Source organism: Adlercreutzia sp. CNCM I-6215, assembly GCF_977072315.1.
Genome location: NZ_CDRVMA010000015.1, coordinates 30317 through 50581 on the forward strand (window position 1 = coordinate 30317; position 20265 = coordinate 50581).

Below are 20265 nucleotides of genomic sequence, written 5' to 3' on the forward strand. Positions count from 1 at the left end.
AAGTTTGGAAACCCTCATTGACTGTCCTACGTGAGCATGATAGTATGCCGCTTGTAGCCGTCATATAACTTTAGGACGGTTGCACCTATGCATGGGTCGTATTGGAAGAGAAGGGGAAGCGACCTGCCTGGGAGCTTTCCCGTACGATCAGAGAAGAGGGAGGGTCAACCATGAGCAATGATTTGACTCGACGCAGCTTCGTAAAATGGGGCACCGCCGCCGCAGGCGCTGCCACCCTCGCCGGTTTCACTGGCTGCGCGAATTCGTCAGCATCTTCCGAGACCGCGTTGGGTGATACCAGCATTGAAGCCTATCCAGGGGAGAAAGGCGATGGCCAGTGGCTCACAGGTGCCTGCATGAACAATTGCAGCTGCGAGCATTCCCGGTGCCTTTTGCGGGTGTATGTGGAGGATGGCGTCCCGCTGCGCATTCGCACTGACGAGGAGGAAGACTCCATCGAAATCCCCCAACGCCGCGCCTGCCCGCGCGGACGCGCCCAGATCAGCAACATGACCTCTCCGGCGCGCATCAAGTACCCCATGAAGCGCAAGGGTTGGAGCCCCGACGCCCCCAATGGCGAGATGCGCGGTCGTGATGAGTGGGAGCGCATCAGTTGGGACGAGGCACTCGACTATATTGCCGCGGAGATGCAGAAGGCCTACGATAATTGGGGCCCGAAATCGATCCTCGCTGCCGCCTATAGTGATATCGGCGAGGAATACTTCGATCCCATTGTGTGCCTGCTGAACGCCAAGGGTGGCGCGGTACATCATGACTTGGGCACGGTGTCGCTGGGTTCGTGGCCCTGTGTGGAGTTGTTCATGACGGGCAGCATCTTCGAAGCCCCCGATGCCCTAAGCCTCGCCGAGAGTCAGCTGCACTTCCATTTCGGCAACAACTGGGCGGCGAACAAGGCCGGCAACACGCCCCTGCAACTGAATTACGCTAAGGAGCAGGGGGCAAAACTCGTCATCGTGGATCCATGGCTCAACCAGACGGCCGCCGCTATTGCCGATGAGTGGGTACCCATTTTGCCCGGAACCGACACGGCATTCTGTCTCGGTATGATGTACCACCAGGTGGAGAACAACTTGCAGAACCAGGAGTTCTTGGATACCTACTGCATCGGATTCGACGCCGAGCATATGCCTGAGGGGGCGGACCCCAAGGAGAACTTCAAGGACTACCTGCTGGGCACCTACGACGGTGAGCCGAAGACGCCGGAATGGGCCGAGGCTATCTGCGGTGTACCTGCGGCCACTACGCGCCGTCTCGCCGAGGAGATCGCTAAAACCGAGAAGGTCGATTTCTTCGCTGGTCAGTCCACCACCAAGATTCCCGCTGGCGAGATGTTCGGCCAGGCTTTCTACACCTTGGCCTTCATGCACGGCGTGGGAACCCCGGGCAACTATGTGGGATGGCTCGGTATGCACGAGCACGGCTATTCCACTACACCCTACTGCTTCGCGGGGGATGCCTCCAACGGTGCCGGCAAGAACCCTGTCAACCCGCTGGCTCCCCCGGTCATCGTGCTTGTGCCCAATTGGGCTGAAATTACCGACAAAGACTCCTGGGAAAAGGTGGACTACACCGAGTGCTGGCAGTCCATTCTCGACGGGGCCTACGGACGCGACACCTGGCCCGGCGGCAAGAAGCCCCTTGACATCCACGTCATCTACACGGGCGGCTACGAGAACAGTCTGAACTCGCTGCCCAACGCGAATGCCGGCATCAAGGTCTTCCGCAAAGTCGATTTCGTGTGGGGCGCCGCGCCCTTCTTCGATGCCTCGCGCCAATACTGCGACATTGTGCTGCCCGTGGCAACGTGGTGGGAGAAGGGCAACATAGCCTGGAGCGTGAATGCCGAGACGGTGTACTGGGCCGACCGCATTATGGAGCCGCTGTACGAGGCGCGCCCTGAGACCGAGATCGCCGAAGAGCTGGCGAGCCGCCTCGGCCTCGATCCGAAGGCCGTAAACACCATGACCGACGCCGAGCGCACCTACTATTCCTTCGCCGGCGCCATCAAGATGACCGACCAGGCAACGGCAGCATACGAGCCGCTGTTCACCATCACCCAGGAAGACATTAACGCCCTGGGCGTGGAGGGCGAACCGCAACAAGGCAGCATCACCATCGCCGAGTTCAAGGAAAAGGGCTGCTATAAGACCCAGCGATCCAAGGGGGACGCGCTCACCTATCGGCCGTTCGAGGCATTCATCGCTGATCCGGTAGCCAATCCCGCTGCCACGGCATCGGGCAAGTTCGAGATTTACAGCGCGACGCTCTCGGCAGTTGTAAGTTCGCTGGGCTATTCCGCCATTCCGCCCATCGCGAAGTGGCAGATCGGCGACCCCGAGCAGGGTGCTGGTACTCAGACCGACGCCTATCCGCTGCTGCTGTGGACGCCGCACTCCCTGCGTCGCTCCCATACGGTGAACGACAACGTTGTCTCGCTGCGCGAGGCATTCCCCCAAGAGTGCTTCATGAGTACCGTGGATGCCGAGGCCCGGGGCATCAAGAGTGGGGACACAGTGTTGATGACGAGCCCCTACGGCAAAGTGCTGCGCCCGGCCAAGGTGCTGCCCACCATTGTGCCCGGTGCCGTGGCGCTGCAGGACGGCGCCTGGATTCGCATCGACGAGGAGACGGGCATCGATTTGGGTGGCGATCCGAATATTCTTCAGGCGCCGAAGGCGTCGGGGCAAGCCTCCCAGTCGTGGACGGGCACGCTCGTGCAGGTGGAGAAATACGATGGGCCGCTGACACTTAAGCCCGACAAGGACACGCCTATAGTTATGCCTGTAGGCATTGAGGAATAGGGGGCGCATCATGACTCAATACGCATTTCATTTGGATGGTGGCAAGTGCACTGGTTGTAAGACGTGCCAGGTTGCATGCAAGGAAACGTATAAGTTGCCAGTGAGCAACCTCTACCGCAAGGTGTACAACTACCAAGGTGGCTCATGGAAACCCACTGAAGCTGGCCACTATGTACCCGACGGTGTGTTCGGTTATTTTGTGTCTCTGGCCTGCAACCACTGCTCGAGCCCGGCCTGCGTGGCGAACTGCCCCACCGGTGCCATGCAGAAGGACGAGGAGACCGGCATCGTTTGGACCGATCACGACGTGTGTATCGGCTGCAAGACCTGCGAGACCGCTTGCCCCTATGGCGCGCCGACCTACGGCGAGGAAGAGGGCTACATGTTGAAATGCGACATGTGCCGCGGCGAAGTGGCCGCGGGCGGCAAGCCTATCTGCGTAACCGGCTGTCCCATGCGCGCGCTGGACTTCGGCACTCGCGAGGAGATGATCGAGAAGTACGGCGAGGGAGATGTTGAGGTGGAGCCGCTGCCTGCCGACACCACGGGCCCCAACCTGATCCTGACGCATCATCGCGACGCTCAGAAGTCGGGATCGGGCACTGGCTCAGTGGTCAATCTCGAGGAAGAGCTGTAGCGGTTTCCGGGAAGATACTCGCTCGGTGCGAGAGGACTGCGAGGGGCGCAGATCGCTGCGCGAAGCAGTAACCGTTGCGGCAGGATCTGTGCCCCTTTCATGAACCTTTCCAATACCGAGAAGAATGCTTTCCAACCCTGTATAATCCCACGTTAAGGCGGGCACCGGACAGATTCACCCCCCTCCCTCCCGATTTGCCCGGTGCCCCGCCCTTTCTTTTTTCCGAGGTGCCCCATGAACACTCCTTTTGATTCCGATACGCTGGCTGCGGCCGAGGTCTGCTTTGCTGTCGCCTCGCAGTTGCTGTACCTTGAGCCGGAGATCGCGCCGGTGGCCGAGCAGGTCGCAAGCCGTCAGTTCGCGAGCGCTCCCTTTGGCGAAGGTAACGACGATGAGCGGCAGGGCCTGCATCTTCTTGACGGGTGGTGTGCAGTCGCCCTGAACGCATCCGAGGTGCCCGAGGAGGCAAGCGCCGACGAAGCGGCCGCGCGTCTCGTGGAAAGCCCCGCATTCGCCGAAGCCGTGGCTGAATTGCGCCGCGAATGGCTGCGCCTGTTTGTCGGCCTGGGCACGCCCGAGGCGTCGTGCTTAGAGTCGTTCTACGTGGAGCCCAACAGCCATATGTTCGGTAAGAACGTCATCGCCGTGCGCGAGGCCTATCGCCGCCATGGCCTTGAGATTGAGCGACTGCACCGCGAGCCTGATGACCATCTAGGCCTCATGCTGGGCTTTCTCTCGCGCCTGATGGCCGAGGAGCGCGAGGCCGTCGAGGCCGGCGATATGCAGCAGGGCGCTGCACTCGCTGACGAGCAGGACGCGTTCCTGACCGAGCATGTCCTTCCCTGGCTGGCTCCGTGGCGCTATGCTGTCGAGAAATACGCGCGCACCGATTACTACCGTGGTGTCGGAGCGTTCGTTTTCGGCCTGATTGCCTGTTATGCCGAGCGTTTCGGCATTCGCTTCGACGGAAAGGCCAGCGCGTTCAAGCGGAGGAAGTAGCGTCGGTGCCTTTGAGGGGAGGCGCGTATGTTGGGGACGTTCGTGGTGCTGTACCTGTTTCTAGGCGGATGCGGGGCTGCCGCGCTGTTCGTGACGGCTGTATGGTCGCTGCTGTTCCATCGCACGGAAACGCGCACCTTCCAGCAGAGCCGCGCCTTCTGGGATCTGGCGGGGAAGCTTTACCTCGCTAGTTTCGGGCTTCTGGCTCTTTCGGCATTCTGCCTGCTTCTTGATCTTGGTAGCCCCCACCGCTTCTTCCTGTTGTTCCTGCGCCCGACGGCATCGCTGCTGTCGGTGGGCTCGTTCGTGCTGTTGGCGGCACTGCTCGCCTCAGGCTGCTTGGCAGCGGTTCATGCTCTCGGCTGGCCTGCGCCCTCATGGGCGCGCAAGGGGTTGGAAGCGCTTTGTGCGGTGCTGGCGACGGTGCTGATGGTATATACCGGCCTGTACCTGGCGTGGATGGAAGCCGTGCCCCTTTGGAGCAATGGGGCGCTCCCGGCTTTGTTCGCGCTCTCGTCGCTCTCTTCGGGAATGGCTGCAGTGCTTCTCGCGGCGCCTTTTGTGCGCGATTGGGCACTTTTGTCCGGCTGGATAGGCGGCTTGCACCGGGCGCATCTGGTGGTCCTGGGACTCGAGTTTCTAGCGCTTGTCGTCTTTCTCGCCCTGGCCGCGATAAACCCATTCGCCGGTCCGGGCCTCGCGCAGCTTGTTTCGCCCGATGGCCAAGCCCCCTGGTTCTTCGCGGGGTTCGTGCTGGGCGGCATCATCGTTCCCTTCGCCGCTGAAACGCTGCGCCCCTTCACGGGCCGTGTCGCGCCCGTGGCCGCATCCGAGGTGCTCTGCCTCTTCGGAGGACTGATTCTACGGTTCTGCCTGGTGCTGGCCGGAAGTCACTGGCTCGGGTGATACAATGCGAGCCGACATGAAACTGACGCGCCCGTTGCGCGCGCAAGCAGGAAGGCGGAAGGCGCCCTATGGCCCTGTTCGAGATAGACGAATCAAGCGGACTCCCCGTTTGGGTGCAGCTGCGCAACCGGTTCGTGTATCTCATCAAGACGGGCCACTACCAGCCGGGCGACCAGCTGCCCAGCGTGCGCACCCTGGCCGCCGAGGCCGCCATCAACTACAACACCGTGAGCAAGGTGTACGTCAATTTGGAAAGCGACGGCTACGTCGAGTCCGTGCGCGGCCGGGGCGTGTTCGTGCGCGACATCGGCGGGAAGGCCGATGACGTGCGTTCCATCGCCGACACCGAGATCGAGGGCTGCATCCGGCGCTGTCTGGCCCTGGGAATGACCATAGACGAGGTCACCCTGCGCATGATGGACGTGGCCCACCGTTTGAAGGACGAAAAGTCCTGATCCTCGAAGAGGGGAGAGTTCCATGCTAAACCGCACTGCGAAGACCGAGCGCGAGGGCCGCACCCGTCGCGCCGCCGGCATCGAGAAATACAATTCTAACGTCGACCGTCGCACCTCCCAAAACGGGCCGCTTATTTTCTCGGCCTTCATCGCTGTGGTGGTGTTCTCCTGCGTGTTCGTGGGCGGGTTCGCGCTGATGGGGGAATTCAACGTCTGGTGGCTTTTGGGCGCGCTGGTAGTGGCCTGGGCTGCCACCATGTGCGTGCACATCGCCATGCAGTGGGAGAAGGTGGTCATCTTCCGCTTCGGCAAGTTCGACCGCATGGCGGGGCCTGGGTTGTATTTCACCATTCCCTTCATTGAACAGACGGCGCTCAAGGCCGATCAGCGCATCATGGTCACCGGCTTCGGCGCCGAGGAGACCTTGACGAGCGATCTTGTGCCCATCAATGTGGACGCCGTGCTGTTCTGGATGGTGTGGGACGCGAAGAAGGCGTGCCTGGAGGTGGAGAACTACTACAACTCCGTGTCGCTGGCGGCCCAGACGGCCCTGCGCGATGCCATCGGACGAGCGAGCGTGTCGGAGGTGGCTATCCGCCGCAACCAGCTCGACCAGGAGCTGCAGGAGGTCATCGAAGAGCGCACGAGCGTGTGGGGCATCACCGTCATGTCCGTGGAGATTCGCGACATCGTTATCCCGCAGGAGCTGCAGGAGGCCATGTCCGCCGAGGCCCAGGCCGAGCGCGAGAAGAACGCCCGCATGGTGTTGGCCGAGGTTGAGAAGGACATCTCCTCGATGCTGGTGGACGCCGCCAATGTGTACGACGAGAACGAGTTGGCGGTGCGGCTGCGTACCATGCACCTGCTGTACGAGTCGGTGAAGAACTCCGGCGGCACGGTGGTCATCCCGAGCGCTTACTCCGAGGGCTTCGCCGACGCCGGCTTGGACCGCGCGCTGGACAGCTTGAAAAGCGGGAAATAGGGGGCGGTCGAGGCACCCGGCATCTCCCGGAAACCCTTGCTACTCGAAGTACTGCTCGTGCCAGATGAGGAAGCAGTAGGCTGACCAGATCTTCTTCATGTGGGAGCAAGCGCTGCGCTGGTGCTCGTCGAGCAGGGCATTCAAACGTTCGGTGTGGAAGAGGCGACGGGCGCGCTCGCTGTTCAGCACCTCGCGGACCTGGGCGTTCCACGGCTCTTCCCTCAGCCACTGGGCGAGCGGGGTGATGAAGCCCTGCTTGGGCATGGCGGCCGTGGCTTGCGGCAGCATGCGGGCCGCGGCGGCGCGCAGGGCGATTTTCGTCTCGTGGCGGCCGACGCGCTGGGCGGCGGGAAGCGTGCTCGCCAGGGCGAACACCTCGCGGTCGAGGAAGGGAACGCGCAGCTCCAGCGACGATGCCATGGACATCTTGTCCGCCTTCAGGAGGATGTCCTGCTGAAGCCAGGTGAGAACGTCGGCGGTCTGCATGGCCGTGACCTCGTCGGGCGCATCCCCACACGCTTTCCCGCTGCCTTCGATTTCCGCGAACAGGGGCGCTGTGAGCTTCCAGGGCGCCGGGGCCGCCGCGCATCGGGCGCCCACCTCCGGCGCCAAGAGCCCCAGCGCTTCGGCCCAGGTGAAATTGTACTCCAATCGGATATAGCGCTCGGGTAGCCCATGGGCCCCGCGCAAAAGGAAGCGCCGCCCGTGGGTGCCCTCGGGCAGGTGCCGCGCGGCGGCGCCCGCGGCCCGGCGCACGGGTGCGGGCACGGCCATGTAAGGCGCAAAGGCGAGGCACTCCTGGTAGTAGGGATAGCCGCCGAACAGCTCGTCGGCCCCTTCGCCCGACAGCACCACCTTCACCGACTCGGCGGCCATGGCGCACAGGTGGTACAGCGGCACCGCCGAGGGGTTCGGCAGAGGCTCGTCCATGGCGTACTGCACGGCGGGCACCGAGGCGAAGAACTGCTCGGCGCCGAGAATGCACCCCTCGTTCGGCAACCCGGTGGCCCGGGCGAAGGTTGCAGCGGCCTCCAATTCCGAAAAGCGCCCCTCGCCCCAGCCGATGGTGAACGTGCGCGCCTCCATGATGCGGGCGGCCTCCCGGGCCACGAGGCTGGAATCCACCCCGGCCGAGAGGAAACAGCCCACATCTACGTCGGCGATGGCATGGGCCGCCACCGACTCCCGCAAGGTAGCCTCGATGGCCTCGGCGCTCTCCTCCAGACTGCGGCTCGCATCGGGGACAAAGCGCGGGGCGAACCATCGGCCACATTCGGCGCGGCCGTCGCGCCATCGCAGCCAATGGCCGGCGGGCAACTTGCGGACGCCTTCGAACAGGGTCTCCTCGTCGGGCAGGTACTCCATGCACAGCCAATGGGCGAGTCGCCGCTCGTTCAGGCTCCGGTGCGCGCGCGGATGCGCGATAAGCCCCTTGATCTCGGAGCCGAACAGGATGCGCTCGCCTTCCACGGCATAGTAGAGGGGCTTGATGCCGAAGGCGTCGCGCGCGCAGAAAAGCTCTCCTGTGGCTGGGCGATACAGAGCGAACGCGAACATGCCGCGCAAACGGTCGAGCACCCCTTCGCCCCACTGCTCGAACCCGTGGAGCATCACTTCCGCATCGCCCTGGGTGGAGAAGGTGTGACCTGCGGTGATCAGCTGCTGGTGTAGTTCCCGGTAGTTGTAGATTTCGCCGTTGAAGACGAGCACGAGCGAGCGATTCTCGTTATAGAGGGGCTGGTTTGCACCGGCCAGATCGATGATGGCCAGGCGCCGGAAGCCCAAGGCGGCGCGGCCGTCGCTGAAATACCCTTCCGAATCGGGCCCGCGATGGGCGATGGCATTGGCCATAGCGACGATGGTGGCGCGGTGGTCGTAAGTCTGGTCGTTCTCGTCGATAAAGCCGACAAAGCCGCACATAAGGGATCCTTCCTGAAAGCTCGTGCCGAAAAACGTGGAAAACTTGCCAAGCTTCTGATCTGGTGATATCGAAGGAAACCGCAGGTCAAAAGGCTAGTTTCGAAGTGACAAGTTTTTCGAGGTTTTCGACGGCCGCCCGGCACGCATGATGACGCAGTCGGCTAGTACGTCCAGGGCGTCTACCACGGGAAGTCCTGCCGCCCGCGTCACGCCGCTGAAAGCCAAGGACAGCTCGGTGCAGCCGAGCACGACGCCGTCGCAGCCCGCTGCGCGCAGCGGGGCCGCCAGCGCCTCGAGAGCCGCTGGCTCTACGAATCGCCCCGCCTTCACTTCGTCAAAGATGATGCGGTTCGCCCGCGCTTGCGTGGCGCTATCCGGGTAAAGACAGTCCACGCCGAGTCGTGCGGCCTCGTGCCCGTACAGATCGGCGGCCACGGTGCCGCTTGTGGCCAGCACGCCGATGCGCGCCAAGCCCACAGCGGATGCGGCGGCGGCAGTCTCGCGCACCATGTGGACGACGGGGATGCCCAAGGCGCCCTGCAGTTCGTCGAAGAAGCCGTGGGCCGTGTTGCAGGGCAGCGCCAGAAGATCGCAGCCGCAGGCTTCCAGAAGCTGACCGTCCTCGATAAGCGCCGCGAGGGGAGAGCGGTCGCTTCGCCCCAGCAGAAATGCCGTGCGATCGGGGATGGCCGTGTCGTTGAAGGCAAGGGTGCGCACGTGGTCCTGGTCGCAGCGGGCCTCGGTGCGCTCGACGAGCCGCTGCAGGAAGTAGGCCGTGGCCGCAGGTCCGGTGCCTCCGAGCACGCCTACCAAGCGCCCGCTCATGATGCTGCTTTCGCGCGGGCCGCCAGCCTGTCTGTCAACGGGAGCTCCGGCGAGACGCAGGCAACGCACTCGTCGTCTTTGCCGGAGACAGTCCCCTTCGTACGGCGATCGACTATGGCCCCGGCACCTTCCAAATCTTCCACTGCTTTCTCCCGGGCCCGCTTATCTGCCATGGCGGCCCGGCAGGTCTTCCATTGGCGGAACGCGAAAACGAGCGGATACAGGCGCCGACGCAGGCTCTTCTCGGCCGGGTAGTCCAGCGGGTCGGCATCGCGGCCCAGCGCGTACAGCCCCCGCACCTCCCGACGCAGGGCGTCGTCGCGGATGTAGTCGAGCAGGATGGCCTTGGGCGCCACGGTGTAGAGCGACTCGCCCCGGGCTATCGTGAGCCCTTCGGGCAGGGGTCGGCCCAACACGAGGTCGTCCATGAGCCAGCGGGCCACGTTGTCGCCGGCGGCGGTCACGTAATAGTTGCTGCGGCCCAGGCGCGTGTTTATCTCGAAGAAGCGATGGCTGCCGTCGCGCGGATCCACTTTGATGTCGAAGTTCGCGAACCCGGTGTAGCCGACAGCTTCCAGAAGGCGCGCGGCCTCGGCCACGATCGTCTCGTCGGTGCGGCTCACGATGGCGAGCGGGTTGCCCACTCCCATAGGTCGCATGTCCTCCAAAAGCGTCTGTCCGAAAGAGGCGAAGCGCACCTTTCCGTTCTGGTCGGAGTAGGTAGTGAGGATGCGCATGCTCGTGTCGTCGCCGGGGATCATCTCCTGGATGAGGAACTTCCCCTCGTAGCGGCTGCTCTGCACGGCCGCAAGCGTCGCCCGAAGCTCCGCCGCGTCGCGCAAGAAGAAGACCTTCTGCTTGCCGGGGAAGTCGGCATAGTGGTAGGCGGCCGAGGAAGCGGGCTTGGCCACCACGGGGAAGGAGAAGGGAAGCGCGAGGGCGGCCGGGTCGTCGCCGCCCGTGCGGGCATCGAACACCACGGTGCGCGGCGCGGGCACGCCGACTTTCGCGCACAGTTCGTAGAAGCGATCCTTCTCGGTGAGCCGGTTCAGCAGATCTTCGCCAATGTAGGGGATGATGAAGGGCTTCTCCAGCACGGCGCGGTTCTCAACGATGAGCCGCACGTACCAATCGCCGCAGCCGAGCAGAAGCAGCGGGCGGTCGCTGAAGCACTCGGCAGTGTTGGCCAAGGTGGAGAGGAGCACCGCCGGCCGTTCCAAATGCGGCACCATGCGGTTCACAAGGATGGATGAGTCGCCGCACATGTGGCAGTCGGCCTGGGAAAACACCAAGGGCACGATGCCGTAAGCCTCGTGGAAGGCCCGGGCGAGGCTGTAGGCGCCGATGTCTCCGCCGAGGATCACCGGCAATACATCGGGGGCGTCGATATTCTCCATAGGGCTCATCTCCTGACCTTCGCTCGTCTGCGTTCAGGAGAAATGATAGGAAAGCCCTCCATTACGCTTCCCATAGCAAATGCTGACGAAAGCGTAAGGAGGGCGTAACTTTTCCTTACGACAGTGGAAGCCATGCGGGCGCCCGACGGGGATGCGCCCCGCGCGCAGGTTGCGCAGCGAACAGGACAGGACTAAATGTCCTGTCCTGCCGAGCGAGCCATTGCTTGAGCACGGGGTGCATCCCCGTCGGGCGCGCCCCGAAGATGTCGGGGGACTATCCCTCGGCGAGCTGTTCCAGGGCGGCCAGTTTCACGCAGCAGGTGAAGACATCCATGGCGGCGTCAAGCTCTTCCAAGGGCGGCAGCGAGGGTGCGATGCGGATGTTGGAATCGGCCGGGTCGTTGCCGTAGGGCCAGGTGGCGCCGGCACCCGTCATGGTGACGCCGGCATTCTTCGCCAGCTCCACGATGCGGCGCGCCGTGCCGGCGGGCCCCTCGAAGCTCACGAAGTAGCCGCCGCGCGGATTGGTCCATGTGGCGATGCCGGCCTCGGCAAGCTTCTCGGCCAGTTTCTTTTCGACGAGCTCGAACTTCGGGCCCATGAGCGCGCCGTGAGCGGCCATATGCTCGGGCAGGCGCGCGCCCTCTTCCAGGAAGCGGGCGTGACGCAACTGATTGAGCTTGTCGTGGCCGATGGCCTGAACGCCCAAGTGCCGCTTGATCTCGGCTATGTTGGCGGGGCTTGCGGCCAAAGCGGCCACGCCCGCGCCGGGGAAGGTGATCTTCGACGTGGAGCCGAACTTCAGATAGCGATCGGGGTTGCCCGCCTCGCGGCAGGCTTCGGCGATATCGAGCACGATGTCCTGCTCGGCCGGATCGCCGGAGAAATGGTGCACGGCGTAGGCGTTGTCCCAGAAGATGCGGAAATCGTCGGCGGCGCACTCCATGGCGGCGAGGCGGCGCACCGTCTCATCGGAGTAGGTGATGCCGGAGGGGTTCGAGTACTTCGGCACGCACCAGATGCCCTTGATGGCGTCGTCGGCGACGACGAGGCGCTCCACTTCTTCCATATCGGGGCCGTCCTCGCAAAGGGGGACGGGAATCATCTCGATGCCGAGATCTTCGCAAATAAAGAAGTGACGGTCGTAGCCGGGGACGGGGCAGAGCCATTTCACCTCGGGCAAGCGCCCCCAGGGCGTACTTCCCAGGGCCCCGAACACCAGGTAGCGCACCATGGCGTCGTACATGGCCGTGAGGCTCGCATTGCCGAGCACGATGACGTTCTCTGGCTCATCGTCCAGAAGCGCCGCCATGAGCCGCTTCGCCTCGGGGATGCCGTCGAGCACGCCGTAGTTGCGGCAGTCGGTGCCGTCCTCGGCGGCAAGGTCGGCTTCGGAGTCCAGCACGTCCAGCATAGGCAAGGACAGCTCCAGCTGTGCGGCCGAGGGCTTGCCGCGGGCCATGTTCAGCTTGAGGCCCCGGGCCGCCATCTCGCCGTAGCGGGCGCGCACCTCGGCGAGCTCGGCCTCCAATTCCGCCTTGGACATCTCTGCATAGCGCGGCATATTCCGTCCTTTCGCCGTAAAACTGCTCGTCTGCATAAGATACGGAGTGTCACTCCATCGCGGTAAAGTATAATCCCAAAGGTCAATGAAACGACACGGAATATGGCGCTTCGCAAGAATGGCTGGCCATACGGTGTCGGTTTCGGCAGGGCGGCGTTGGGGGCTGGCCCGCTGGCGCCTCTTGCCGAAACCGACCCTGGGAGTTCCAAACGTGTTGCAAGGATTCTCGCGGAAGGGGAAACATGATCGAAAGCGATATGCAAGTCGTACTCGCCATGCTGCTCTACTTCGTCGTAGTAGTGGTCATCGGCTTCGTGTACGCCAAGCGCTCGAACTCGTCGAGCGAGGAGTACTTCCTCGGCGGGCGCGGGCTGGGCCCGTGGCTCACGGCCCTGTCGGCCGAGGCGTCGGACATGTCCGGCTGGCTGCTCATGGGCCTGCCCGGCGTGGCCTACTTCACCGGCGCGTCGGACGCCATGTGGACGGCCATCGGACTGGCCATCGGCACCTATCTGAACTGGAAGTTCGTGGCCAAGCGCCTGCGCAAGTACTCCGAGAAGGCCGGCAACGCCATCACGGTGCCCGACTTCTTCTCCAATCGCTTCCATGACACGAAGCACATCCTCATGACCATCGCTGCGGTCATCATCCTTCTGTTCTTCACCATCTACACCGCGTCCTGCTTCGTCACCGTGGGCAAGCTGTTCGCCACGCTGTTTGGCTGGGACTACGGCGTCATGATGGTCATCGGCGCCATCATCGTGTTCCTCTATACCTTCATGGGCGGCTACCTCTCGGTGTGCACCACCGACCTCATTCAGGGCATGCTCATGTTCTTCGCGCTGGCCACCGTGTTCATCGGCTCTGTCACAGCGGCCGGCGGCGTGGAAAACACCGTCGCCTTCCTGCAGAACATCCCCGGCTTCCTCTCGGGCACCGAGATCGCCACGCCCCTGCTCGATGAGGCGGGCAACCAGCTCATCGAGGGCAACGAGCCCATGTTCGGGCCGGCCGGCACCTACGGCATTATCACCATCGTGAGCGGCCTGGCCTGGGGCCTCGGTTACTTCGGCATGCCCCAGGTGCTCATCCGCTTCATGTCCATCCGCCACTCCGACGAGATCAAGAAGTCGCGTATCATCGCCATGATCTGGCTCGTGGTGTCCCTGTCCTCGGCGGTGTGCATCGGCCTTATCGGCCGCGCGGTCATCCCGACCGAGTTCCTCACCCAGTCGGCGGCCGAGTCTGTGTTCATCGTGCTGTCGAAGATGCTGCTGCCGAGCTTCTTCTGCGGGCTCGTGGTCTCGGGTATCTTCGCGGCGGCTATGAGCTCCTCTTCCAGCTACCTGCTCATCTCCGGCTCCGCTGTGGCCACCAACATCTTCAAGGGCCTCATCAAGCGCGATGCCACCGACAACCAGGTCATGATCGTGGCCCGCATCACGCTCACCTGCATCCTGCTTCTGGGCATCTTCCTGGCCATGGACCAGAACTCCTCCATCTTCGACATCGTATCCTACGCCTGGGCCGGCTTCGGCGCGTCGTTCGGCCCGCTCATGCTGTGCTCGCTGTACTGGCGCCGCACCACGCTGCCTGGCGCCATCGCCGGCATGCTGACCGGTGCCGTCACCGTGGTGGTGTGGAAGAACCTCATTGCCCCGCTCGGCGGCTGGTTCGCCGTCTACGAGCTGCTTCCCGGCTTTTTGCTGGCGCTGCTCGTGATCGTGGTGGTCTCCAAGCTCACGAAGGAGCCGAGCAAGGAAGTCACCGACGACTTCGACACCTACATGGAGCTTGACGTGTAGCGCTGCGCGGCAACGATACGTTTTCTCAACGGAGCACTCCGAAGCGGGGTGCTCCGTTGCTGTTTCGGGCTACGATGCGAACGTCAACCGTGAGACAAGGAGAGCGATATGTTGAAGGCCATCGAGATCAAGCCGGACGTGTTCTGGGTGGGCGGCATCGATTGGAACGAGCGCAACTTCCACGGCTACACCACCGAGCGCGGAAGCACCTACAACGCCTACCTCATCCTCGACGAGAAGATCACGCTCATCGACACCTGCAAGAAGCCCTTCACCGGCGAGCTCATCGAACGCATCGGCACCATCGTGGATCCGGCCTCCATCGACTATATTGTGTCCAACCATGTGGAGATGGATCATTCCGGAGGCCTTCCGGCTCTGGCCGAAATCGCTCCGAAAGCCACTATCGTCACCGGTGCGCCCAAGGGCATCCAGGGACTTCGCGCTCATTACGGGGACGGTCTTAACCTCGTGGGCGTGAAGACCGGCGACACCCTCGAGATCGGAAAGCGCACGCTCGCTTTCGTACAGACGCCCATGGTGCACTGGCCCGATTCCATGGTCACCTACGACGAGTACGACCAGATCCTGTTCTCCAACGACGCCTTCGGCCAGCACTATGCCTCCTCGAAGCGCTTCGACGACGAGGTGGGCCTGCCCGAGGTGCTCGTCCAGGCCCAGAAGTACTACGCCAACATCGTCATGCCCTACGGTAAGAATGTGGAAGCGGCCCTAAGGGCGCTCTCCGGCCTTTCCTTCGATATGATCGCCCCGGCCCACGGCATCATCTGGCGCAGCCATGTGCCGGAGATTCTGGCGATGTATGAGAAGTGGAGCAGCGGCATTCCCGAGGAGTATGCGCTTGTGGTCTACGACTCCATGTGGCATACCACCGAGGCCATGGCCACGGAGATCACCGAGGCCTTCATCGAGATGGGCATCCCCGCGCGCCTGCTCGATTTGAAGGTGAACCACATTTCCGACATCATGGCCGAAGTGCTGAACGCGCGCTACATCGCTGTAGGCTCGCCGACGCTCAACAAGACTATGATGCCCACGGTGGCGTCGTTTCTCTGCTACATGCGGGGCTTGGCGCCGGCCGGGCGCGTGGGCATCCCGTTCGGCAGCTACGGCTGGGCGCCCATGGGCCCCAATGATGTGTACCAGGCCCTGGAGAGCTGCAAGTTCATTCTGCCGGAAGCTCCGCTTACCCACCAATGGGTGGAAGACGAGGAGGGTCTGAATGCCCTGCATGACGCTATCGTCGACTACGTGAGTCTCTTTCACGAGAGGGCCTAAAGAGCAGGAACGCGAGCGAAAAAAGGGGCTCCCAACGGGAGCCCCTTCGCTAGCTGGCAGATACGCTCTAATAGCGGGTATAAATCATGCCGGAATGCACGGCGGAGATCTTCACGACGTCGCCGGTGCGCGGCGCGTGGATCATCTGGCCGTCGCCGATGTAGATGCCGCAATGGTGGTCGTTGCAGCAGATGTCGCCCGGCTTGGGGTTGGAGACGCGCGTGTAGCCCATGAAGCTGGCGGCGGTGCCCAGGCGGCTGTGACGGCCGAGCAGGCAGTAGCTCACCAGACCGGAGCAATCGTAGGAATCCGGTCCCACGGCGCCCCAGGAATAGGGCTTGCCCAGCTCGCCGTAAGCGCGGTCGACGGCCGTGCCGCCGACGGTCTGGGGCTTCGAGTTGTTCGACGAGCCACCGCCGGAACTGGAGCCGCCGCTCGAGCTGCCGCCGGAATTGCCGCCGGAGCCGGAGCCGCCGCCCGAGTTTCCACCGGAGTTGCCGCCGGAATTGCTCTGCTGACGGCGCTCTTCCTCCTCGGCCTGGCGACGGGCCTCTTCCTCGGCCGCCTGGGCGGCAGCCAAAGCCGCAGCCTCGCGGGCGGCCTCTTCCTCGGCGAGCAGCTGGGCCGCTTCCTCGGACAGGGAGTTGTAGGTGTCCTGCATCTGGGAGACGAGGCTCTCGGCCTCCTTCTTGACGGCCTCGGCCTCCTCGGCCTTCTGGGCGGCGACGTTGCGCTGCTCCTCGTAGACGGCCTTCTCGGATTCCACCTCGGAGCGCAGGGTCTTGGTTTCCTCCACCATGTCGGCGTCGTTCTGGTTCATATCGTTCAGGAGATCCCAGTTCGAGGCGAAGGCCTGGAACGTGGTGGCTCCCAGAAGAAGATCGAGGAACGTAGACGAGCCGGAACGGTACATGGAGCGGGCGCGGTTGCCGAGCTTGTCCTGCAGCTCGCTGATGCGCGAGGAAGCGGAATCGATGCGACCCTGAGCCTCGTCCATGCGGGCCTGGGCATCGTCGCGCTCGGTTTCAGCCGCATAGAGGGAGACCTCGGCGCGGTCGAGCTTCTCCTGCATGGCGTTGAGCTTCTCAAGTGCCGCGTTGGCCTCGGCCTGCTTCTCGGCGGCCGTGACGGCGTGAGCCTTGGCGGGCATGAGCGGGGGCAGGCACAGCGAGATGCCGAAAGCGGCCGCCGTGCCGACGAAGGCGCGTCTGCTGAAGGGACGTGTATGCTCACTCATATAAAAGTATCCTCCTGGTTGAGCATCTGGTGCGTTGGGGCAAACTAGCTTCGTATCATAGCACGGATGCCGCCTCTTCACGACCCCCACAGAAGGGATTCACAAGCCGACCTCAGCCCATCCGCGCGGGAATTCGCGCCGTTCGCGGCCGAAAAAAATCATGAGTGAAGGAGGGTTTCCATACCTTGGGGGAGAGGTGCGCTTTCTCATCCAACATATGGTGTCCAAGTGTCTCTTTATATAGTATGAAGAAAAGGCGGTCGCCGGGTTCCTCGTTCGAGGTTGGGGAGGAATCGTGGAGACACGCCCGGGGGCGTGTAAATGGTTGACACGCTTGTTGCCGTAGCGTATTATTCCGTTCGCTCGCTTTTCGCGGAACAACGCGAAAGACGGGTGGCAGCTTGAAAAGTACACATGAATTAAGCGCCGAAATGGGCGTGTGCCCGAGTGGTTAAAGGGGACGGGCTGTAAACCCGTTGGTTATGCCTACCTAGGTTCGAATCCTAGCGCGCCCACCATTTCTGCCTGTGTAGCTCAGTCGGTAGAGCACTTCGTTGGTAACGAAGAGGTCACCGGTTCAAGTCCGGTCGCAGGCTCCACTTGGCGGTGTAGCTCAGTTGGTCAGAGCACACGGTTCATACCCGTGGCGTCACTGGTTCAAATCCAGTCACCGCTACCATTTAGATTTACCGCGTCCTTTCTGGGCGCGTTTATTTTGTTGCAATTCGTTTCGCAATCACCCTTGAAGGAGGATGAAACATGGCTAAGGAGAAGTTCGAGCGCTCGAAGCCGCATGTTAACATCGGCACCATCGGTCACGTCGACCACGGTAAGACGACGCTGACGGCCGCCATCTCCAAGACTCTGTCCGAGAACGACGGCTCCCACGGCACGGCGCACGCTGACTTCACTGCCTTCGACATGATCGACAAGGCCCCCGAGGAGCGCGAGCGCGGCATCACCATCTCCATCGCTCACATCGAGTACGAGACCGATACCCGTCACTACGCTCACGTCGACTGCCCCGGTCACGCCGACTACGTGAAGAACATGATCACCGGTGCGGCCCAGATGGACGGCGCCATCCTGGTTATCGCTGCTACCGACGGCCCCATGGCCCAGACCCGCGAGCACATCCTGCTCGCCCGTCAGGTGGGCGTGCCCTACATCGTGGTCTTCCTGAACAAGTGCGACATGGTCGACGACGAGGAGCTCATCGAGCTCGTCGAGATGGAAGTTCGCGAGCTGCTCGACAGCTACGAGTTCCCGGGCGACGACACCCCGATCATCCGCGGCTCCGCTCTGAAGGCCCTGGAGGGCGACAAGGAGTGGCAGGAGAAGGTTTGGGAGCTCATGGACGCTGTGGACTCCTACATCCCGACTCCCGACCGCGACGTCGACAAGCCGTTCCTGATGGCCGTCGAGGACACCATGACCATCACCGGCCGCGGCACCGTTGCCACCGGCCGTGTGGAGCGCGGCGTGCTCCATGTGAACGACCCGCTGGAGATCGTGGGTATCCGCGAGACCCAGAACACCGTTTGCACCGGCATCGAGATGTTCCGCAAGCTGCTCGATGAGGCTCAGGCCGGCGACAACATTGGCTGCCTGCTGCGCGGCATCAAGCGCGAGGAGATCGTCCGTGGCCAGGTTCTCTGCAAGCCCGGTTCCGTGACTCCGCACACCGAGTTCGAGGGCCAGGTCTACATCCTGACCAAGGAAGAGGGCGGCCGTCACACCCCGTTCTTCGATGGCTATCGTCCGCAGTTCTACTTCCGTACCACCGACATCACCGGTGTGGCGCACCTCCCCGAGGGCACCGAGATGGTTATGCCGGGCGACAACGTGACGATCAAGGGCGAGCTCATTCACCCCATCGCCATGGAAGAGGGCCTGAAGTTCGCTATCCGCGAGGGTGGCCGTACCGTGGGCTCCGGTCGCGTGACCAAGATCTTCAAGTAAGTCCTTCTTACTGAGTGATTTCGCGGGGCCTGTCTTTTGCGAGGCAGGCCCCGCCCCCTGCGCTTCATGTGTATGATCAACCCTGCGTTTCGCTTTATAGGTAAAAGGAGAATTCATGCGTACTCTGGTCACTCTGGCCTGCACCGAGTGCAAGCGCCGCAACTACACGACCAAGAAGAACAAGCAGAACAATCCTGACCGCATCGAGCTCAAGAAGTACTGCAAGTGGTGCAACGCCCACACGGTGCACAAAGAGACCCGATAAGAGGTTAAGGAAGAAACAGGCATAGGCCAGTAGCTCCAATTGGTAGAGCGGCGGTCTCCAAAACCGCATGTTGGGGGTTCGAGTCCCTCCTGGCCTGCCAGCTTGTTTTCGTGAGCAGCCTAGAGGCTGCTTTTTTGGCGATTAGACAAGAGACTTTCCATAAGGAATTCCATGGCAAAGAAATCCAAGACACAGAAGGCCAAGGCCTCCGCCGCCCGTCAGCAGCGCAAGGCCAACCGCGAGCTGGAAGAGCAGAGCCCGACCCCCGTTGCCGAGGCGACGGAGGAGAAGAAGGGCGGCCTGTTCAAGAAGGGCTCCGAGGACAAGTCTGCGTCTTCCAACGATACCGCGAAGTCCTCCAAGAAGGAGGACAAGCCGAAGAAGAAGCGCTTCCAGTTCTTCCGCGACGTGAAGTCCGAGATGAAGCGCGTGACGTGGCCGACCCGCACCGATGTGCTCCGCTGGAGCGGCGTCGTGGTGGTGGCCCTGCTGTTTTTCGGTATCTTCGTGGCGTTGCTGGATAACGTGATTATCACGCCGCTGCTCGTGTTCATCTCTGGGATTGGGGCGTAATCGATGGCTAAGAAATGGTACGTGCTGCACACCTACTCGGGCTACGAGAACAAGGTGAAGTCGAATCTCGAGCAGCGCATCGAGGCCATGGGTCTCGAGAACAACGTCTTCGGCATCGAGATCCCTACGGAGATGGTCACCGAGATCAAGGAGGGCGGCCGTCGCGTGGAGAGCGAGAAGAAGGTGTTCCCGGGCTACGTGCTCGTCCGCATGGAGCTGGACGACCGCAGCTGGGCCGCTGTTCGCAACACGCCGGGCGTCACCGGTTTCGTGGGCAGCCAGGGCAACCCCCAGGCGCTGACCCGCGACGAATACAACAAGATCATGAAGCGCACGAGCCGCGAGGCTCCGAAGAAGACCTCCACGAACCTCGAGGTCGGCCAGTCGGTGAAGGTGACCCACGGTCCTCTCGCCGAGTTCGACGGCACGATTTCCGAGGTCATGCCCGACGCGGGCAAGGTCAAGGTCATGGTCTCCATCTTCGGCCGCGAGACCCCCGTCGAGCTTTCCTTCGACCAGGTGGCCAAGATCTAATTTTGCAAGCACTTTGACTCGATCGTCGCGCCCGCGTGGACCGGGGCTTCTCGCGGCCTTCGAGTTTTGAGTGATAGAGAAGT

At 62.7% G+C, this 20265-nt stretch carries 17 protein-coding genes and 4 tRNA genes; 16 read left to right on the forward strand and 5 right to left on the reverse strand.

What is annotated here, in order from left to right; translation table 11 throughout:
• Positions 1-170 precede the first annotated feature (170 nt).
• The 6 genes from ACW4LP_RS10880 (at position 171) to ACW4LP_RS10905 (ending at position 6801) form a co-directional block, all read left to right on the forward strand.
• Entirely contained in the window at positions 171-2822 is a 2652-nt protein-coding gene (locus tag ACW4LP_RS10880) for a molybdopterin-dependent oxidoreductase (RefSeq protein ID WP_417177181.1), read from the forward strand.
• A 10-nt stretch (positions 2823-2832) separates the two neighbouring features.
• Entirely contained in the window at positions 2833-3459 is a 627-nt protein-coding gene (locus tag ACW4LP_RS10885) for a 4Fe-4S dicluster domain-containing protein (protein WP_455803808.1), read from the forward strand.
• Between the two features lie 234 nt (positions 3460-3693).
• On the forward strand, positions 3694-4458 hold the full coding sequence (locus ACW4LP_RS10890) for a TorD/DmsD family molecular chaperone (protein WP_157012246.1): 765 nt from the start codon (positions 3694-3696) through the stop codon (positions 4456-4458).
• Positions 4459-4485: 27 nt separating this feature from the next.
• The gene (gene nrfD / locus ACW4LP_RS10895; RefSeq protein WP_417177179.1) at positions 4486-5364 is read left to right on the forward strand and encodes an NrfD/PsrC family molybdoenzyme membrane anchor subunit; all 879 of its coding nucleotides are present in this window, start codon (positions 4486-4488) and stop codon (positions 5362-5364) included.
• Positions 5365-5432: 68 nt separating this feature from the next.
• On the forward strand, positions 5433-5819 hold the full coding sequence (locus ACW4LP_RS10900; RefSeq protein WP_157012244.1) for a GntR family transcriptional regulator: 387 nt from the start codon (positions 5433-5435) through the stop codon (positions 5817-5819).
• Positions 5820-5841: 22 nt separating this feature from the next.
• Positions 5842-6801: a slipin family protein gene (locus ACW4LP_RS10905; protein WP_417177178.1), complete on the forward strand. Its 960-nt coding sequence runs from the start codon at positions 5842-5844 to the stop codon at positions 6799-6801.
• Positions 6802-6840: 39 nt separating this feature from the next.
• On the opposite strand, the gene asnB is transcribed toward ACW4LP_RS10905, so the two are convergent.
• The 4 genes from asnB to ACW4LP_RS10925 form a co-directional block, all read right to left on the reverse strand.
• Positions 6841-8721, reverse strand: a complete 1881-nt coding sequence (gene asnB / locus ACW4LP_RS10910; RefSeq protein WP_455803809.1) for an asparagine synthase (glutamine-hydrolyzing) — start codon at positions 8719-8721, stop codon at positions 6841-6843.
• Positions 8722-8814: 93 nt separating this feature from the next.
• Positions 8815-9546 carry a cysteate racemase gene (cuyB, locus tag ACW4LP_RS10915; protein WP_417177176.1) on the reverse strand — a complete coding sequence of 244 codons (732 nt, stop codon included), beginning with the start codon at positions 9544-9546 and terminating at the stop codon, positions 8815-8817.
• Positions 9543-10943, reverse strand: coding sequence for a carboxylate--amine ligase (locus tag ACW4LP_RS10920; RefSeq protein WP_417177175.1), 1401 nt, complete (start codon positions 10941-10943; stop codon positions 9543-9545). The genes cuyB and ACW4LP_RS10920 overlap by 4 nt, the downstream gene beginning before the upstream one ends.
• A 274-nt stretch (positions 10944-11217) precedes the next feature.
• Positions 11218-12507, reverse strand: a complete 1290-nt coding sequence (locus ACW4LP_RS10925) for an aminotransferase class I/II-fold pyridoxal phosphate-dependent enzyme (RefSeq protein ID WP_417177174.1) — start codon at positions 12505-12507, stop codon at positions 11218-11220.
• A 242-nt stretch (positions 12508-12749) separates the two neighbouring features.
• On the opposite strand from ACW4LP_RS10925, the gene putP reads away from it, so the two are divergent.
• Together putP and ACW4LP_RS10935 are read left to right on the forward strand one after the other, a co-directional pair.
• Positions 12750-14312: a sodium/proline symporter PutP gene (putP, locus tag ACW4LP_RS10930; protein ID WP_417177173.1), complete on the forward strand. Its 1563-nt coding sequence runs from the start codon at positions 12750-12752 to the stop codon at positions 14310-14312.
• 108 nt (positions 14313-14420) lie between these two features.
• The gene (locus ACW4LP_RS10935; RefSeq protein ID WP_417177172.1) at positions 14421-15611 is read left to right on the forward strand and encodes an FprA family A-type flavoprotein; all 1191 of its coding nucleotides are present in this window, start codon (positions 14421-14423) and stop codon (positions 15609-15611) included.
• A 67-nt stretch (positions 15612-15678) separates the two neighbouring features.
• Here ACW4LP_RS10935 and ACW4LP_RS10940 read toward each other — a convergent pair whose 3' ends face one another.
• Positions 15679-16848, reverse strand: a complete 1170-nt coding sequence (locus ACW4LP_RS10940) for a coiled-coil domain-containing protein (protein WP_302384650.1) — start codon at positions 16846-16848, stop codon at positions 15679-15681.
• A 433-nt stretch (positions 16849-17281) separates the two neighbouring features.
• On the opposite strand from ACW4LP_RS10940, the gene ACW4LP_RS10945 reads away from it, so the two are divergent.
• The 8 genes from ACW4LP_RS10945 (at position 17282) to nusG (ending at position 20182) form a co-directional block, all read left to right on the forward strand.
• Positions 17282-17366 (forward strand) — tRNA-Tyr (locus ACW4LP_RS10945).
• 5 nt (positions 17367-17371) lie between these two features.
• Positions 17372-17447: transfer RNA gene (locus ACW4LP_RS10950), tRNA-Thr, on the forward strand.
• A 3-nt stretch (positions 17448-17450) separates the two neighbouring features.
• Positions 17451-17527, forward strand: a tRNA-Met gene (locus tag ACW4LP_RS10955).
• 80 nt (positions 17528-17607) lie between these two features.
• Positions 17608-18810 carry an elongation factor Tu gene (gene tuf / locus ACW4LP_RS10960; protein WP_114539934.1) on the forward strand — a complete coding sequence of 401 codons (1203 nt, stop codon included), beginning with the start codon at positions 17608-17610 and terminating at the stop codon, positions 18808-18810.
• A gap of 115 nt (positions 18811-18925) precedes the next feature.
• On the forward strand, positions 18926-19075 hold the full coding sequence (gene rpmG, locus ACW4LP_RS10965) for a 50S ribosomal protein L33 (protein ID WP_022740305.1): 150 nt from the start codon (positions 18926-18928) through the stop codon (positions 19073-19075).
• Between the two features lie 23 nt (positions 19076-19098).
• Positions 19099-19175 (forward strand) — tRNA-Trp (locus tag ACW4LP_RS10970).
• A 71-nt stretch (positions 19176-19246) separates the two neighbouring features.
• A complete protein-coding gene (gene secE / locus ACW4LP_RS10975; RefSeq protein ID WP_173112406.1) occupies positions 19247-19648 on the forward strand; it encodes a preprotein translocase subunit SecE in 402 nt (133 codons plus the stop codon).
• A gap of 3 nt (positions 19649-19651) precedes the next feature.
• Positions 19652-20182 carry a transcription termination/antitermination protein NusG gene (gene nusG, locus ACW4LP_RS10980; protein WP_041714608.1) on the forward strand — a complete coding sequence of 177 codons (531 nt, stop codon included), beginning with the start codon at positions 19652-19654 and terminating at the stop codon, positions 20180-20182.
• Positions 20183-20265: the final 83 nt, after the last annotated feature.

Bases quoted from the DNA above. Each gene is read 5' to 3' on its own strand.
- ACW4LP_RS10880 (WP_417177181.1), top strand. From the start codon at position 171: ATGAGCAATGATTTGACTCGACGCAGCTTCGTAAAATGGGGCACCGCC.
- ACW4LP_RS10885 (WP_455803808.1), top strand. From the start codon at position 2,833: ATGACTCAATACGCATTTCATTTGGATGGTGGCAAGTGCACTGGTTGT.
- ACW4LP_RS10890 (WP_157012246.1), top strand. From the start codon at position 3,694: ATGAACACTCCTTTTGATTCCGATACGCTGGCTGCGGCCGAGGTCTGC.
- nrfD (WP_417177179.1), top strand. From the start codon at position 4,486: ATGTTGGGGACGTTCGTGGTGCTGTACCTGTTTCTAGGCGGATGCGGG.
- ACW4LP_RS10900 (WP_157012244.1), top strand. From the start codon at position 5,433: ATGGCCCTGTTCGAGATAGACGAATCAAGCGGACTCCCCGTTTGGGTG.
- ACW4LP_RS10905 (WP_417177178.1), top strand. From the start codon at position 5,842: ATGCTAAACCGCACTGCGAAGACCGAGCGCGAGGGCCGCACCCGTCGC.
- asnB (WP_455803809.1), bottom strand. From the start codon at position 8,721: ATGTGCGGCTTTGTCGGCTTTATCGACGAGAACGACCAGACTTACGAC.
- cuyB (WP_417177176.1), bottom strand. From the start codon at position 9,546: ATGAGCGGGCGCTTGGTAGGCGTGCTCGGAGGCACCGGACCTGCGGCC.
- ACW4LP_RS10920 (WP_417177175.1), bottom strand. From the start codon at position 10,943: ATGGAGAATATCGACGCCCCCGATGTATTGCCGGTGATCCTCGGCGGA.
- ACW4LP_RS10925 (WP_417177174.1), bottom strand. From the start codon at position 12,507: ATGCCGCGCTATGCAGAGATGTCCAAGGCGGAATTGGAGGCCGAGCTC.
- putP (WP_417177173.1), top strand. From the start codon at position 12,750: ATGATCGAAAGCGATATGCAAGTCGTACTCGCCATGCTGCTCTACTTC.
- ACW4LP_RS10935 (WP_417177172.1), top strand. From the start codon at position 14,421: ATGTTGAAGGCCATCGAGATCAAGCCGGACGTGTTCTGGGTGGGCGGC.
- ACW4LP_RS10940 (WP_302384650.1), bottom strand. From the start codon at position 16,848: ATGAGTGAGCATACACGTCCCTTCAGCAGACGCGCCTTCGTCGGCACG.
- tuf (WP_114539934.1), top strand. From the start codon at position 17,608: ATGGCTAAGGAGAAGTTCGAGCGCTCGAAGCCGCATGTTAACATCGGC.
- rpmG (WP_022740305.1), top strand. From the start codon at position 18,926: ATGCGTACTCTGGTCACTCTGGCCTGCACCGAGTGCAAGCGCCGCAAC.
- secE (WP_173112406.1), top strand. From the start codon at position 19,247: ATGGCAAAGAAATCCAAGACACAGAAGGCCAAGGCCTCCGCCGCCCGT.
- nusG (WP_041714608.1), top strand. From the start codon at position 19,652: ATGGCTAAGAAATGGTACGTGCTGCACACCTACTCGGGCTACGAGAAC.